This window comes from Microbulbifer sp. YPW16, from assembly GCF_021290385.1.
In the GTDB taxonomy this organism is placed as follows: domain Bacteria; phylum Pseudomonadota; class Gammaproteobacteria; order Pseudomonadales; family Cellvibrionaceae; genus Microbulbifer; species Microbulbifer zhoushanensis.
This window is the reverse complement of sequence record NZ_CP089928.1, coordinates 2,096,991-2,112,565: the sequence shown is the minus strand read 5'-3', so window position 1 is coordinate 2,112,565 and position 15,575 is coordinate 2,096,991. Positions and strand designations below refer to the sequence as shown.

The window sequence follows — 15,575 nt, the reverse complement described above, 5'->3', positions numbered from 1 at the left end:
GAGTAATGCCTGTTGGAGTCTGCCCCGCAGGGGCGCCTTTATATGGTCGATGTACCTTAAACCTGTGGATAACGATAAAAATTACACTGGGGGTATGCAATGACATGTTTCTGGCCTGGCCGCATGCTGGCGGCTATTTTTCTGTGCACCACAATAATCGTTTCCGGTTGCGGTGGCGGCGGCGGTGGTGGTTCGACATCGGGCACAGGGGGCACTGGTGATTCTGGGGGCGTGGGTGGTTCAGGAGGCTCTGGAACTGGAGATACGACTCAAAACCAGCCTCCGATAGCCCATGCTGGCGAAGACATAGTGGCTAATGAAGAGACCACCATCCTCTTGTCTGCCGGGCAATCTACAGACTCTGACGGAATGATTGATAGCTTCCAATGGGAGCAGCTTTCTGGTCCCTCGATTGAAGTAGAAAGTTGGGAAGGAGAGTCGATATCGTTCGTGGCCCCAGTTGTAGAGGTGGAAGCTGTATTCGAATTCCAGGTTACAGTCAATGATAACGAAGGCGCTTCAGCCATTGACCAGGTTATTGTAACTGTTGTGCCTTACGCTCCGATCAGTCAGTTGGATATCAGGTTTCCTTACAATGGGAGCCGTTTCTTTGGAAGCACAATAAGCGTAGTAGGTTCGATTGAGAGGGCGAGGGCTGCCGTTGATAGCGTCGGGGTGAGGGCTACAGCTGGAGCGGGTGAGATATCTGTCGAGGTGCAGGAAAATGGTGTTTTCTTAATAAATGATTTGCCGTTGCCAGTCAATGATCAAAGTCCGATCATTCAATTAGACGCATATCAAGACGGTGTTATTGATAAATCTGTACAAGTCAGCATAGAAAATAAGCCTACCTTGGTGCGTCCACTTTTCGCATTGGACAAGGCTAATACGGATAAAATCTTTGCACTTGATTCCACCTCAATTTCTAACGATCGGCTTTTTCGCGTTGATCTGAAATCAGGTAAATTTGATAGCTTAATAGGTACTGATACAAGGTTGCCGGGACAACCATGGGATATAGTTCATGATGTTGATCGCAATCGGCTTCTGATTCTCAATGTTTCTACACATTTGGTCGATTATATCGACCTCGAGACCTATGATTCAGGGGTGGTTTCCAGCCAGGCTGTCGGAAGTGGCCCAATACCGGAGCTGATCTATGATATAGAGATAGATCCACTCGGAAACCAGGTGTTAGGCATAGATGAGAGCCAAGAGGCTCTCTATTCAATAAGCCTAACTACAGGCGATCGAAAAATAGTTTCCTCAAATGACGTGGTTGGTACCGGTATCGCGTTTTCAAACCCCAGTCGGCTAACTGTAGACACGGAAGGCAGGTTTGCTTACGTGTATTCGAATGCGTCGTTGATTGCAGTTGAACTGGAGACCGGGAATCGATCAGTGGCTACATCCGCCAGTGTTGGAGAGGGGCCGACTATTGCAGACCCATTTTCAATGGCATTTGACCCTGTCAGGAAGGCTGTAGTTTATTCTCAGCCATGGAGTGATATATACAGGGTATTTGTCGATAGCGGTGATAGTGAGGTTTTCTCTGAGAATGGGCAGTCAGGAGTGACGGCTGGATACTCTGTTAATGTATTGTATGACAGCCACTATGATCGATATCTGGTCGGAGATATAGGAGGTTGGTCTGAGGATTCCGATTCTGTTTTCACTGTTGATAGTAGTACGGCTGAACGTTCAATAATAATTGAGCAAACTGTTGGTAGTGGACCCGGTGTGGGAGAATTTTACGACTTCTACCTTGGTCAAGCGAATAATGGTTACCTCCTGGATTATGGGAGCGGGTCCCTGCAAAAAGTTGATTTATCGACAGGTGTGAGGACTGAAGTTTCTGGTGTTTCCCGGGGCAGTGGTCCGGTCCTTCAGTGGCCGAGAAAAATGGAGGTAAATTCAGTCGCAGGTACCGCTTATATATTGCAGCAGAAGGATGATGCCTCTGGTGCATCAGCCCAAGTCCTGAGGGTTGATTTGGAGACCGGCGATCGAACTTCTATTGCAGCAGACTCAGATGGTATGGGCCCTGTGATTATGTCCGCTCGGGGGATTGCTTTCAGTAATAAGAATAATCAGCTGTATTTTGCCGATGCTGAAGTGGGGGCAGTGATTGCGCTGAACCTTTCGGATCTCAGTCGAGAGATAGTGTCAAGCGCTGAAATTGGATCTGGCGAAGGGTTTATTAATCCTACAGGCATTAATTATGACTCTGCGACGGATAGAATTTTCGTTGCCGACGCGGGCTTGGGCGGAACGGATTCCGCAAGGGTTTTTTCGATTGACGTTGCTTCTGGAGATAGAACAACAATATATGAACCTTATCAGGGGGTAGGGCCATACATGAACGGCGTGGCTGATCTCGACTTGATGCCTGACGGAAAATCCCTGTTGATTAGGTCTGATTTTGACCAAATTTCTTTGCTAGACATTGAGACTGGAGATCGGGCAGTGGTGGCAGACCAATCTGCAGGGGAGGGAGAATTCCTTATGAATATAAGGTCTGTCGCTATTTCTCAGGATGGGTTGGTCGCTTACTTTACAGGTTATAATCATCAGGCATTATTTGCTGTTAACCTGAAAACAGGGGATCGGGTCATGATCGCCAGGTGAAGGATAAAATAATCAGTAATTATAAAGGTGAATTCCCGGACTTTTTTCAATGCTATCTTACCAGCCGTGAGATTTGTATAAGTAATTATAATTGGGGTCTATGACTTAAAGTCATGGAATAATTGCGGTACGGCTAAGCTTATGACGCTCAATTTTACCGGATTCAGTTCATTTTTTATTCTTAGGCCATGTGTTCAAGAAGTGATTCATGGCCTGCTTGTCCAGGCTCGATCTTGTGGGCACCACCGGCATGTGATCCGATACAATGCGCAATGAGCGGCAAGTGTGTTTTTGCAGTGAGGATGTTCCCATCGCCTACGCTGGCTAGCTGCGCATTTATGCCGATGTGTATGGAGTCTAGGTGCATGCCTGGTCATGCTGCATCCTGAATACCTGAAACTGAGGCGATACCCGAAGCAGCGCCGGGTATGATGCTGTGCGCTCTTTGCGGCGCGTATAGCCCCATCTGTTGCCGAAAAAATAGCATTGACGACCGACCGGGGGCTGGCGCTGGCTGATGATCGCTTCCAAGCAGCAGTGCCAGCGCCGTGTCACGCACCTGAAAGCGGTTCGCCCGAGGCTGGCGGTGTCTGGCTGAAACTGGCAGTGGGATGGTACGCTAGGTCCAGAGTTAGTTTCCGTAGCATTTTTGCATTCCAGTTACCGGCCGTTGCCTCTTGAAGATTTACCTGCTTACCCACGAACGCGAGATACACCGCCCGACAAACACTGGCTCAATCGCCACAGCCACATGTGGCGATCTGGTCCGGCGGGTCATCTGGCAGCGCCGCCACCCTGATCCTGAAATAGTCGAGCTGATCCAGGCTGGCGATGCCGCACTTGTTTATCCTGGGACTGAATCCGGGCTGTCCCTGAAACCGGTTTCCGCCTTCGAAACATTCATCCTGCTGGACGCCACCTGGCAGGAGGCCCGTAAGATGTATAACCGCAGCCCCTATTTCAAGGGGGCGGAACGGGTGAGCCTGGATCCGGGGATTGAGTCCGCTTACTGCCTGCGCCGCAACCAGCGGGAGGGCGGGTTGTGCACGGCCGAGTGCGTGATTGAGCTTCTGCAGGCGAAAGGATTTGGTGCGGTGGCAGAGAATTTGCGAGAGGAGTTCGGGCGATTCAACCAGCGATAAAGGGCCCGGGCTGGAATTGCCAGGATATTAAATTTTCTGTTTCAAAAGTATTGCTGGCTGCCCGGCTGAAACCGGTCATCAAGCATAACAGGAGTCCTTAATGGCCGATCGGGTTTCCCTGCTGGTGGATGTCCAGAATATCTACTACACCACCCGCCATGCGTATGGGCGTAATTTCGACTACAACGCCTTCTGGCGCCAGGCGACCGCCGGACGGGAAGTGGTGAGCGCAATTGCCTATGCCATCGATAGAGGCGACGAGAAGCAGCGCCAGTTCCAGAATATCCTGCGCGGGATTGGCTTCGAAGTGAAGCTGAAGCCTTTTATCCAGCGTGCCGACGGCTCTGCCAAGGGTGACTGGGATGTGGGAATTACTATCGATGCGCTGGACTGTGCGGCGGGATCCGATGTGCTCGTACTGGCCTCCGGGGACGGTGACTTCGACCTGTTGGCCGACCGAATCCGATCGAAGTTTGGTATCCCGGTCGAGGTATACGGGGTGCCCTCGCTGACAGCCGGCTCCCTGAGGCACGCGGCCTCTCGCTTCGTGCCGATCGAGGGGGAGCTGTTGCTGAAGAGTACTGCCCAGTGACTCCTGATCACCAGCTGCGCCCCGGCGGTCACGGAAGCGCCGGACAGGTTCGCGATCTTCTCCGGGCCTGATAACCTAGGTCCCAGCATTTACCGAACTTGCCAGGTGCGGACCTGTGGCACTGATTATAGTCCTGCCGCGCACCAGAATAACGACCAATTGGGGAGTGACATGAAGCTACGCATGGGACTGATCGCCGTGATACTGGCACTGGCCGCGGTCACCGCGCAGGCCGCCAGTATCTCTGAATACGCCGCCGGCATGGAGCGCCAGCCCGGCTACTACGATTTCTACTGGGACGACACCACCGGCCGCATCCTGCTGGAGGTGGATGAGTTCGACCGGGAATTCCTGCTGCTGACCGGCCTGGCCCAGGGCCTGGGCTCCAACCCGGTGGGACTGGACCGTAACCAGGGTGGCGAGAACCGGCTGGTGCGCTTCGAGCGGGTGGGCAACAAGGTCCTGCTGCACCAGCGCAATATGCAGTACCGGGCCCACTCCGATAACGCCGCCGAGCGCCAGGCGGTGCGGGAGGCTTTTGCCTCCTCGGTGCTGTGGGGCTTCGAGGCGGTGGCGCGGGATGGCGATACCCTGTTGATTGATTTCACCCCCTTCCTGCTCAGTGACCAGCATGGGATTGCCAGCCGGCTCAAATCGACCGAGCAGGGCACTTATAGCGTCGACGTCTCCAAATCCGCGGTTTACCTGCCGCGTACGAAGAACTTTCCCCGCAACAGCGAATTCGAGGCGCAGCTGACATTTGCCGGTGGCAATCCCGGCAAGTACCTGAACGAGGTGGTGCCGACGCCGACCCTGGTTTCCCTGCGCCAGCATATTTCCCTGGTGGAGCTGCCGGATGACGGCTACCGCCCGCGTGCATTCCACAGCCGCAGTGGTTATTTCCCGTTTATCTTCCGCGACTATGCCACCGCGATCGACCAGCCGCTGGACCAGCGCTTTATCTATCGCCATCGCCTGGAAAAGAAACCGGGCAGTGACGAGCCGGTGGAGCCGATCGTCTATTACGTCGACCCGGGGGTGCCGGAGCCGGTGCGCAGTGCCCTGATTGACGGCGCCAGCTGGTGGAACCAGGCATTCGAGGCGGCCGGGTACAAGAATGCCTTCCAGGTGAAACTGTTACCGGAAGGGGCCGACCCGCTGGATATCCGCTACAACGTGATCAACTGGGTGCACCGCTCCACTCGTGGCTGGTCCTACGGCTATGCCATTGCCGACCCGCGCACCGGGGAAATCCTCAAGGGCAACGTGACCCTGGGCTCCCTGCGTGTGCGGCAGGACTACCTGATCGCCCAGGGCCTGCTGCAGCCCTATGGCGACGGGGATGCAGATACCTCTGCGCTGAAAGAGCTGGCCCTGGCACGTATTCGCCAGCTGAGCGCCCACGAGGTGGGCCATACGCTGGGCCTGGCCCATAACTTTATCGCCAGTGCCAGTGAGCGTGCCTCGGTAATGGACTACCCGGCCCCCCTGGTAACCCTGCGGGGCGAGGAGATGCAGCTGGCGCAGGCCTATGACACCGGTATCGGTGAGTGGGACAAGCTGGCGGTGCGCTACGGCTATGGCGAGGCGGTGGATGAGCAGGCGTACCTGGCAGCCGTGATCGAGGACGCCACAGGGCAGGGCCTGCGCTTTATCTCCGACCCGGACTCCCGCGACATCAATGACGCCCATGCGGACTCCCACCTCTGGGATAACGGCGCCGAGCCACTGGCGGAGTTCGCCCGTATGGCCGAGCTGCGCCGCCATGCCCTGGATAACTTCTCCAGCGCGGCCAACCCGGCGGATGCACCGCGTTCGGCACTGGAGGAGACGCTGGTACCGGTCTACTACGGCTATCGCTTCCAGGCCGAGGCGGTGGGCAAGCTGATCGGCGGGCTGGATTACGATTACCTCTACAACGATGCCGAACAGGTGTCCTACAACCTGGTGCCTGCGGATGAGCAGCGCCAGGCAGTGGATGCACTGGTCTCCACCCTGGAGCCGGAATTCCTGGCCCTGTCCGAGCGGGTGCTACAGTTGCTGCCACCGAAGTCCTATGGCTACAGCCGCACCGCGGAGAGCTTTCCGGCCCGCACCGGCGTCGCTTTTGATGCGGTATCCATGGCCGAGGCGGCGGCCGGCCACACCCTTTCAATCCTGCTGAATCCCGAGCGTGCCGCACGCCTGGAAGAGCAGTCGGCCCGCCGTGCGGGACACCCGGGATTCGCCACGGTGCTGGAAAGCCTGACCGAAAAAGCTCTGGACAACGGCGCCTACGACGGGCTGGCGGCAGCGATTCACCAGCGGGTCAACCATGCCTATTTCCACCACCTGATGCTGCTGGCCGGCAATGCCGGGGCCGCGGAATCTGTGCGGGCCAGGGCGAGCATGGAGCTGGCGCGGATCCAGCACAGCATCGGGCGCATGAAGCTGTTCGGTGATGATGCCGAGGGCTATAACGCCCACTACTACTACCAGGCCCAGAGAATCGCGGCCTTTACCAGCGGCAAGCTGGAGCCGAAGGCGGATGAGCTGCAGGCCATGCCGCCGGGCTCGCCGATCTGACCGATAGCCGCTTCGCCGGCCGGACTGTGGGTTTGGCCGGCCCGGGGCGGTGTCAGGACCGGCGGGGTTTGCAGGCAGGGAGTCGGGTGCGGGTAAAGGCTGGCGGGCACCAATAAAAAAGGCCGCTTGCGCGGCCCTAAGCGGGGGGTCAATCAGTTCACTCTTCCAGGGTGACCAGGTCGTAGCCTGAAAGGGCGGGAATGGATGCGTGCAGCGCCTCTTCCTGCTGGTCCAGGGTTTCCAGCTGGGCGCAGAACTTCTCTGCCCTGGCCTCGAGCACTTCTGCCCGGGCCTCGACATCGCGCTCCACTTCCTCGGCCAGCTTTTCTGCGTTGCGTTCGATACTGCGGCCGCCGGTAAACACGGCTTTCAGCGCGTGCCAGGCGATACTGCCGGCGGAATCCATGGCGAGCTCTTCGATACGCGGTTCCAGGTCCTCACCGATGGTCTCCTCGATAAAATCCCCGACACCCTGGTCGCCAAATACGAATACATTGCCTTCGACATCAAAGCGCTGCTGGGCCCGCTCGCGTATCTCGGCGGAAGTTTGCTGCAGCCCGTTGAAGTTGGGGTGATCCTGTCCGGCGAGCGCGGCCAGGGCTACGGAAACGCCGGTCAGGGCGATATCCACCGCATCCAGGGAGATCATCGTCAATTCCCGGCTGGCCCCGTACAGCTCGCCGTGGTAACGCTGTAGCTGCTCACCCTGCTCTGCAGAGATATCCACCGGGTTACCCTCCACCAGCAGCTTGTCCGGCGACTGGAAGATCACCAGGGCTTCATCGTCTTCAGGCTTGGCAAAAGTCTGGAAAAAGTCCGGGCCCACCTGTACGTGATAGTGCAGGTCTGCGTTGCAGCTATCCTGGTCATTTATTTCAAGATTGATGTCACTGGCGGCCGCCTGGCCGGCCAGTGCCAGGGCACTGGTGAGGATAAGTGGTTTCCACATGGGAATGCTGTTCTCCGATTTCTCTGGTTCTGTCCCTAGGACGCGGTGCAGGCGCCGGCTGGATGCAGGTAGCTACGAAAATTTCCGCTGTCGCGGTGTTTGAGTAAAGGCGCCTGACAAAAGTGACATTTGGTATTTTCTGTTGGGGCAGACACGGGTAACCCGTGTCACGTCGATTCATTCACGGCATCGAAGGAAATTCTGGCGCATATCCGTACCTGCCGTAACGCCATTCCAACCCGCTACCGGCGGCATCCGTCGCAGCCACGCTAGAATGAATGCCCCGATGACAATAAAAGCGATAAATGGGAGGAAGCGGTGACCGGATTCCTGATTCATGTTCCCCTTATTTATGTTCCTTTCTCTTTCCCTTGCCCTGGCTCGTGCATTCGCGCCACTGCTGCGGTGCTGGCGGCCCTGCTGTTGTCCGCCTGCACCGATGGGGAATCGGCCCCGGGCAGGACGAGTGCACAGGGCGGAGAGCCCCTGGTGGTGGCCCGTATCGGTGAGCGGGAAATAACCCTGGCCGAACTCGACCGTAGCATCCAGTTACCCCAACACGACCTGGCCCTGGCCGAATATCGCCTGCGCGCCGGCGCATTGCGCCAGCTGCTGGAGCGGGAGGCCGGGGATGGTGGCGGCGCCAGTGCCGAGTGGCTGCTGGAGCCTCCGGCTCCCCCGCGCGAGGAGCTGCCGGTGGGCGGCCGCCCGTTGCGCGGTAACCCCGATGCACCGGTTACGCTCAGTATCTTCTGCTCTTACCAGTCACCGCATTGCGCCGTGCTGCAGGCCACAGTGCGCCAGCTGCTGGAAAGTTACGCCGGCTGGCTGCGCCTGGTGCATTTTGACCTGCCGCTGCGTTATCACCGCGAGGGACCACGGGCGACCGCCGCCGTGCACTGTGCCCGGCAGCAGGAGCGGGGCTGGCCCTACGCGGATGGTCTCTATTCCCAGGCACAGAAACTGGGGGATGAAACCTACCTGCGGCTGGCCCGGGTCCAGGGTCTGCAGCGAGAACCTTTTGCCCGGTGTATGGAGGCGCATGACAGCGCACCGGCGCTGCAGCGGGACCTGGCTGTGGCCGGTGAGCTGGGGCTGGAGACAGTGCCGGTGGTGTTTATCAACGGGCTGTATATTCGTGGCCCGCGCCCCTACGAGGAATACGCGCACTGGGTCGACGCCGAGCTCCAGCGCCTGGGCCACGATTCCTCCATTCCACACCCGCAGGCCAGCCGGTTTGCAATAAATGGCGGAGGGCCGGGGGAGACTGACCTGCCACTGGTATTGACTGGCACCAGTGTGTCCAGTGAGCGGGACAACTCCACCGCCCTTATCGCTGTGCAGGATGCGGCGGCGACCAGCTTCAGCAATGGCAGCAGCCTGATGCAGGGGGTCAGGCTGGAGAGCATCCGCGCAGACCATGTATTGCTGGACAATGATGGAACCCTGGAGCGCCTGTCCCTCCGTGGCCAGGAGGGGGAAGGGGTACATGTGCCGCTGACCTCGCCGGAGCCCCGGGACAAGGAAACCATGCGCCGGATAGAGCAGCCGGAAGGAGAGACGCGCAAACTGGTGGCCCCCTCGGGCGTCCTGCCGCTCGGCCGGAAATGGCTTGCGGAACAGTTGCGCAATCGTGATGAACTGGAAAAACGCTTTGTCGAGGCAGAGCACCAGGTGGATGGGCATAACCTCCTGAAACTGGAGGGGATCGAGGATAGTGAATTCTTTGCCGCCCTGGGGCTGGAGGAGGGGGACGTGGTGGTGCGGGTCAATGATACCTGGGTTCACAGCGACCAGAACCAGCTGTGGGACGCGCTCACCAGCGGGCAGGTGGTGGATGTCACCTTTATGCGCAACGGGCTGCCGCAGCGTATCCAGTATGTTGTTGAGGAGCGGGGTTACTTCGAGGAGGGCGAATCGGGGGGGGATGAGTCCGGAGGGAGTGACACAGACGAGTGAGCGGTAATGGCCCCGCACCAGGGCGGGGCCCGCTCACCGGAAGGTTTTACTTGTCCGGGTTGCCGTTCCACATCAGGCCGGAAATCTTGTTCTGGCCCTGCCGGCTCGGGTGGAAGCAGTCACCACCATCGATATCGTCTTTGCCGAACTGGAAGGTGCCCACATTCTGCTGGCTCTCGCCATTGTACTCAGCGACCACCTCGACACCGTTGACGCCATTGTAGGCAGTGGCTTCCTGTTGCAGGACCTCATTGTACAGTCGCTGTGCCGCGGTTACGCCGGCCAGGCGCGTGGCAAAGCTCTCGCCATTGAGGGTGCCGTCATTGGTAGCGATCCTGCAGATACCGAAAGTGGACCAGGCACTCTGGCAGTTAACCCGCCAGTTACCGGTCTGCTTGGCCACGCCGGCATCATAGAGGTCCTGGACCCTGGGCACCGAGCCCAGCAGCACCGTGGACCCGGCAGGCAAGCCGTTGACCAGTTTATCCAGCCCGGCCTGGACCGCCGAGCGCCATTCCGCCTCGGTGTAGAGCGGATCGCCACAATTGGCCGGGTCGACGCAGTCACGGTTGCAGATATCGTTGCCGCCCAGCACCACTTCGACATGGTCAGCTACCAGTGTCTGCGACAGGATCCGGTCTGCCTGGATGCTGAAGCTGTCACCGCCGCCGCGCATTTCAGCACCGGACTCTGCCGCCGCCTTGTTGGCGGCAATATTCGGGTCCAGCTGCAGGTAGCGGTCGTGTACGCTGAAAACGTCCGAGTCGTAGCCATCGAACCAGCTGTGCTCCGGTTGGTCACCGCCCAGCAGGCAGAAAAAACCACCGGTAAACCAGGTGTTGCCGGTGCAGTCAGCGGCAAAACCCATGGTGATACTATCTCCCGCCGCCACGGCCTTGGACGGCGCGGCCGTGGCCTGCCCGGTACTCAATAATGTACTCAATGCCAGTAATGTGAGTAGATTGACTCTGTGCATGGTTATTCTCCAGTCACGCTGAGATTTTTATTCGTTAGGGTTTATTCGTGATTTTTCGGTGAGCAGCCTGATAGTAGGTGGGTTGTGGGGATTTGCCGCCTGCAGAATGCCGACCCGGCAGTCGCATGTGCGCTTTGGGAGCTTCTTCGCAGTTATGACGTATGCTCCCACAGCATTGGTGAAGCTGGTTGGGGCGGGCGGCACCCGAAAATTAACTTGCACATTTGTACGGTTTTGGGGCGTGAAGTTTTGGCTGGGCGGAAGAGGTAAAGCTAACAGGCCGATTGGTGCTACATCTGGCATGGTTTGCCTGCGTGGCATACCCGGTGACCGTCACAGCATGGCAGAACCTGGTGCAAGGGAGGTTGCCAGAACGCCCCTGAAGGCCGCTCTTCAATAGAATAGTTGCACTAACTTGTTCCATGCCCGGCAGGTCGAACCAGAGATAAAGCGCTTATCAATAACCTCCTGATAATTTTCCGGAGGAATTTATAGAACCTTTTCTCTTTGTCCTGACTTACGCAAAAGTATTTGATTTTGAAATATTTTTATTCCTTCATTGGCCTGGAATAACTGAATCCCGATCCCTTCCCAGCCGCTCTCTGCCAGTCCCGGAAACTGGGCGATGGCATACATATTGCTGAATAGCCTTTGACGGTTATCAGTTTTTTGATTCCGGGAAGCGGGAAGGGGTGGTAAATAATTCAGTGCACGTTGGCACCATTGCGGTGCTTTCTGATCATGCGGAGAGTTCGCAGGCCAGGTCTGGCTCGTCGCACTCCCCGGCAAGTATTGCCCCTTTCCGGATAACAATCAGGAGCAGCCAGAAAAAAGGGGCAGGGAATGAATACCAACAGGAAATTGCTCAGCTATGCCATTGCGGTACTCGGTTGTGGCATGGGTATATCACCATCCATCGGGATTGCAGAGGAAATCGAGGAAGTGGCGGTAACCGGAACCCGCGGCCAGCCACGCACCGTGTCGGATTCACCAGTGCCAGTCGATGTATTCAATACCCAGACGATTGAGGCGGTTTCCTACACCGACACCAACGACATCCTGAAAACCCTTGTCCCGTCTTACAATGTCTCACGGCAACCGATCAGTGACGGCGCCACCTTTATCCGGCCGGCCCAGTTGCGCGGTATGCCCACCGACAAGACGCTGGTGCTGGTGAACTCGAAGCGTCGTCACCGGGCGGCGCTGGTGACCATCGGCGGCTCGGGTACCCAGGCGCCGGACGTGGCCACCATTCCCAGTGCGGCGATCAAGACCGTGGAGGTGTTGCGGGACGGCGCTGCGGCACAGTATGGGTCCGATGCGATTGCCGGCGTGGTGAACTTTATCCTGAAAGACAATGCGGAGGGTGGCTCCTTCGGTGTCCAGGCAGGGGAGTATACCGAGGGGGATGGATTCCAGACCACCGCGACGGGCAATATCGGCATGCCACTGGGAAGCGATGGCTTCGTCAGTATCTCCACCGAGGTTTCAGAGTCAGAATTCACTTCCCGCTCCGAGCAATACTGTGAAAGCTGGTTCTGCCTGGACAAGAACAACCCGGTCTATGACAGCAGCGCCGGTTATGCCGAATTCACCGAGAACGATGAGTTTATGGCCGCGGTCGCCAATGCCTCCCTTGAGGGTGATGTGGTGCAGCCCTGGGGGCAGCCCAATTCGGGGGCCTCGCGGGTATTTGTCAATGCCGGCTATGACCTGGGGGCTGGCCGGGAGCTGTATGCCTTCGGCAACTACTCGGCCAGTGAAGCCGACGGCAGCTTCTTCTACCGTTATCCCTACAACGGCACCATCGAGGACCTGCGTGAAGCCGATGGGTCTATTTATAATCCCCTGGAAATTTTCCCCGGCGGCTTTACGCCCCGCTTTACCGGTGAAGTCACCGACTATTCCGGTGTGGCCGGCCTGCGGGGCCTGTGGGCCAATGGCGTGAGCTATGATTTCAGTGCCCGCTATGGGTACAACGAAATCGACTACCTGCTGGAAAATACCATCAATCCGTCACTGGGGCCGGATACGCCCACAGCTTTTCGCCCGGGTATCCTCAGTAATGAGGAGATACAGCTGCAGGCAGATTTCTCCCGTGAGTTTGAGGTCGGCCTGGGCAGCCCGTTACTGGCCGCTGCCGGTTTCAGCTACATGGATGAAACCTATGATATCACCGGCGGCGACCCGGACTCCTTTGCCGCCGGACCCTATGCCACTCCCGACCCCTGGGGATTCTGTAACAGTGACGGCACTCCTACCGCTGCAGGCAGTGATACGATCGTCTCCGGGTCCAACCTGGACTGTGCCAATCCGGATGACCCTGCGTATACCGTGGTGGGCGTGGGGTCCAATGGCTTTCCCGGTTATTCCCCCGAGTACTCGGGCAGCTACAGCCGCGATTCCTATGCGGTTTTTGCCGACCTGAGCAGCGACGTCACCGAACGCCTGTTCCTGCAGGCCGCGGTCCGTTATGAGGACTACGCCGATTTCGACTCAGAGCTGGTGGGCAAGCTGGCAGCGCAATATGACCTGACGGAAAACATCGGCCTGCGGTCTTCAGTGGGCACCGGATTCCGTGCGCCGACACCGGGACAGCAGGGCACCACCAATGTCTCGACCCGTTTGCCGAACGGCTTCCCGGTGGCAACCGGACTCTTTCCCGCCGCGAGCCCGGTTGCTGCGGCCTTGGGTGCGGAGCCGCTGAAACCGGAGACCTCAAATAACTTTACCCTGGGCATGACAGCGGAGTTTGACCGGCTGAGTCTCACGCTGGATATGTACCGTATCGATGTGGATGACCGGACCTACGCCATCTCCACGCTGGATGTTTCCGCAGATACCGGTGCGGGAGATGCCTATGCTAATTATCTAGCGCTGGTAAATGCCAATGTGGTGGGAGCAGAGTCCATTGGCGGCGTGTTCTATTTCACCAACGCTTTCGGTACCCGCACCCAGGGCGTGGACCTGGTGGCCACCTATCCGCTGGAGTGGTCGGATGGCAGCATGACTACACTGACCGCTTCCGCCAACTATAACCAGACGGAATTCACCTCGGACCCCGGTGCCTACCTGAACGAAGAGGACGAGTTTGATTTTGAAAACCTGAATCCGGAGCTGCGCGGGGTTCTCACTGCCGTGCACGATATGGGAGATTTCGGGCTGATGGCCCGGGCCAACTGGTATGGTTCCTACGAGAACTATAATGCCGGTGAAGTGCAGGAATTCTCGCCGCTGGTCATGCTGGACCTCGAAGGCAAATATCGCTTTAGTGAGGCCATCAGCCTGGCGATGGGTGGCAGGAACATACTCGATGAGTATCCGGAGAAAGACGAGATCGGGGATTACTGCTGCGGCCGGCTCTACTCCTCGGGCACAGTGGTCGACTGGCAGGGTGCCTTCTATTACCTGCGTATGAATTACACCTTCTGACCGGCGTATTTAACGCGCCCATATTCTGTTCAATTGTGAGCGTCTGCTTGTCCCCGCCACAGCGGGGACTTTTTTACCCTGATTTTATGGCTGGGTTGGCTAGTGTCCGGGGCATAAAAAAGCCAGCCTCACGGCTGGCGTCGATGGAGCGAAACTGCGCACTGTAAAGCGCGTAGTGACTCGTTACGAGCTCATGCGATCCAGTACCCGGGGCAGGGCTGCGGTGTATTGCTCCACATCCTCCAGGTAGCCCATGCTGACCCGCGACCAGTTGGTGTAGTCACGGTAGATGCCGCGAATCAGTACTTTTTCCTTCTCCATTTCCTGGCGGAAGGTCTCGGCATTGAGGTCTCCAAGGTTTACGAACATAAAATTGGTGACCGAAGGCAATGTGCTGAGTCCTTGCGCAGCTACTGCTTCACTGACCATCTCACGAGCCTGTCGAATCTTGTCCCGGGAAAAATCCATAAATTCCTGGTCTTCGTAGCTGGCGATCGCCGCTGCCAGCCCGGCCTGGTTCAGCCCATACCAGCCGATGCCGTAGCGCCGCATCTCCTCGATGCGGCCTGGCGGTGCGATCAGGTAGCCCACGCGCATGCCGGCGAGACCGTAGATCTTGGAGAAGGTGCGCGCAACGATGACATCGTGGCCCGCCTTAACCAGTGGGATCATGCTGTTGCCGTCCGGGTTATCGGTAAGCTCGTTGTAGGCCTCGTCGGCGAGAACGGTACACTTCTTCGAGGCCCTGATGCAGAAATCACGCATTTTGCCCGGGTCGAGCAGCATCCCTGTGGGGTTATTCGGGTTGGTCACCTGCACCATGGAAATGCTGTCATCGATGGCGGCGTACATGGCGTCCAGGTCGATCTGCAAGGACTCGAGTTTGGGCAGGCGCCTGATCTTTCCGAGCTCCTGGATTTCCACGACCCGCGCGGTGGTATCCCAGAACAGGTCGGGGCCCAGGATATTACCCTTTTGCCCGGCCACGATGGCTGCCGCCACCAGGCCGGCACTGGAACCGGAGCCCAGGGTGACGTAGTCGGGAGTCAGCCCGTGGCGTTCCGCGATCATGGACTTCAGGTGCATGACACTGTCGTTGACGTAATAGGCGCCCTTCTGTGCCGCCGCCATCATGGCCTTCATTGCTTTCGGGCTGGGACCATAGGGGTTTTCATTGGCATTGAGCTTGGCGATTCCCTCTGCCGGTCCATATATAGGTTGTGGACGTGGCTTTTCCGCCGCTACGGCCCGGGGAATGCCAGCGGTGGCCGCCGCGGAAATTGCTGCAGCGGCACCGCCCAGGAATAATCGCCTGCTGATATTGTGCGTCAT

At 57.9% G+C, this 15,575-nt stretch carries 9 protein-coding genes; 6 read left to right on the top strand and 3 right to left on the bottom strand.

Annotation, left to right across the window (positions count from 1 at the left end; all coding sequences use genetic code 11):
• Positions 1 to 99: 99 nt before the first annotated feature.
• The 4 genes from LVE68_RS08890 (at position 100) to LVE68_RS08875 (ending at position 6,927) form a co-directional block, all read left to right on the top strand.
• A complete protein-coding gene (locus LVE68_RS08890; protein WP_232939839.1) occupies positions 100 to 2,628 on the top strand; it encodes a PKD domain-containing protein in 2,529 nt (842 codons plus the stop codon).
• Between the two features lie 677 nt (positions 2,629 to 3,305).
• Entirely contained in the window at positions 3,306 to 3,770 is a 465-nt protein-coding gene (locus tag LVE68_RS08885) for a tRNA-uridine aminocarboxypropyltransferase (RefSeq protein ID WP_232939837.1), read from the top strand.
• A gap of 100 nt (positions 3,771 to 3,870) precedes the next feature.
• Positions 3,871 to 4,362, top strand: coding sequence for a LabA-like NYN domain-containing protein (locus tag LVE68_RS08880; protein WP_232939835.1), 492 nt, complete (start codon positions 3,871 to 3,873; stop codon positions 4,360 to 4,362).
• A gap of 171 nt (positions 4,363 to 4,533) precedes the next feature.
• Positions 4,534 to 6,927: a zinc-dependent metalloprotease gene (locus LVE68_RS08875; protein ID WP_232939833.1), complete on the top strand. Its 2,394-nt coding sequence runs from the start codon at positions 4,534 to 4,536 to the stop codon at positions 6,925 to 6,927.
• Between the two features lie 157 nt (positions 6,928 to 7,084).
• Here LVE68_RS08875 and LVE68_RS08870 read toward each other — a convergent pair whose 3' ends face one another.
• The gene (locus tag LVE68_RS08870; protein WP_232939832.1) at positions 7,085 to 7,876 is read right to left on the bottom strand and encodes a DUF2884 family protein; all 792 of its coding nucleotides are present in this window, start codon (positions 7,874 to 7,876) and stop codon (positions 7,085 to 7,087) included.
• A gap of 318 nt (positions 7,877 to 8,194) precedes the next feature.
• Here LVE68_RS08870 and LVE68_RS08865 point away from each other — a divergent pair, with 318 nt between their 5' ends.
• Entirely contained in the window at positions 8,195 to 9,835 is a 1,641-nt protein-coding gene (locus LVE68_RS08865; protein ID WP_232939830.1) for a thioredoxin domain-containing protein, read from the top strand.
• Between the two features lie 46 nt (positions 9,836 to 9,881).
• On the opposite strand, the gene LVE68_RS08860 is transcribed toward LVE68_RS08865, so the two are convergent.
• A complete protein-coding gene (locus tag LVE68_RS08860; protein ID WP_232939828.1) occupies positions 9,882 to 10,811 on the bottom strand; it encodes an SGNH/GDSL hydrolase family protein in 930 nt (309 codons plus the stop codon).
• An 843-nt stretch (positions 10,812 to 11,654) separates the two neighbouring features.
• Here LVE68_RS08860 and LVE68_RS08855 point away from each other — a divergent pair.
• Positions 11,655 to 14,243: a TonB-dependent receptor plug domain-containing protein gene (locus LVE68_RS08855; protein ID WP_232939826.1), complete on the top strand. Its 2,589-nt coding sequence runs from the start codon at positions 11,655 to 11,657 to the stop codon at positions 14,241 to 14,243.
• Between the two features lie 183 nt (positions 14,244 to 14,426).
• Here the strand turns inward: LVE68_RS08855 and LVE68_RS08850 are convergent, their stop codons facing one another.
• Positions 14,427 to 15,575, bottom strand: a complete 1,149-nt coding sequence (locus LVE68_RS08850; protein WP_233006666.1) for a pyridoxal phosphate-dependent aminotransferase — start codon at positions 15,573 to 15,575, stop codon at positions 14,427 to 14,429.

Excerpts from the sequence above, each read along its gene's own strand:
- LVE68_RS08860 (WP_232939828.1), bottom strand. The coding sequence starts at position 10,811 with ATGCACAGAGTCAATCTACTCACATTACTGGCATTGAGTACATTATTG.
- LVE68_RS08850 (WP_233006666.1), bottom strand. The coding sequence starts at position 15,575 with ATGACGCACAATATCAGCAGGCGATTATTCCTGGGCGGTGCCGCTGCA.
- LVE68_RS08880 (WP_232939835.1), top strand. The coding sequence starts at position 3,871 with ATGGCCGATCGGGTTTCCCTGCTGGTGGATGTCCAGAATATCTACTAC.
- LVE68_RS08870 (WP_232939832.1), bottom strand. The coding sequence starts at position 7,876 with ATGTGGAAACCACTTATCCTCACCAGTGCCCTGGCACTGGCCGGCCAG.
- LVE68_RS08890 (WP_232939839.1), top strand. The coding sequence starts at position 100 with ATGACATGTTTCTGGCCTGGCCGCATGCTGGCGGCTATTTTTCTGTGC.
- LVE68_RS08875 (WP_232939833.1), top strand. The coding sequence starts at position 4,534 with ATGAAGCTACGCATGGGACTGATCGCCGTGATACTGGCACTGGCCGCG.
- LVE68_RS08855 (WP_232939826.1), top strand. The coding sequence starts at position 11,655 with ATGAATACCAACAGGAAATTGCTCAGCTATGCCATTGCGGTACTCGGT.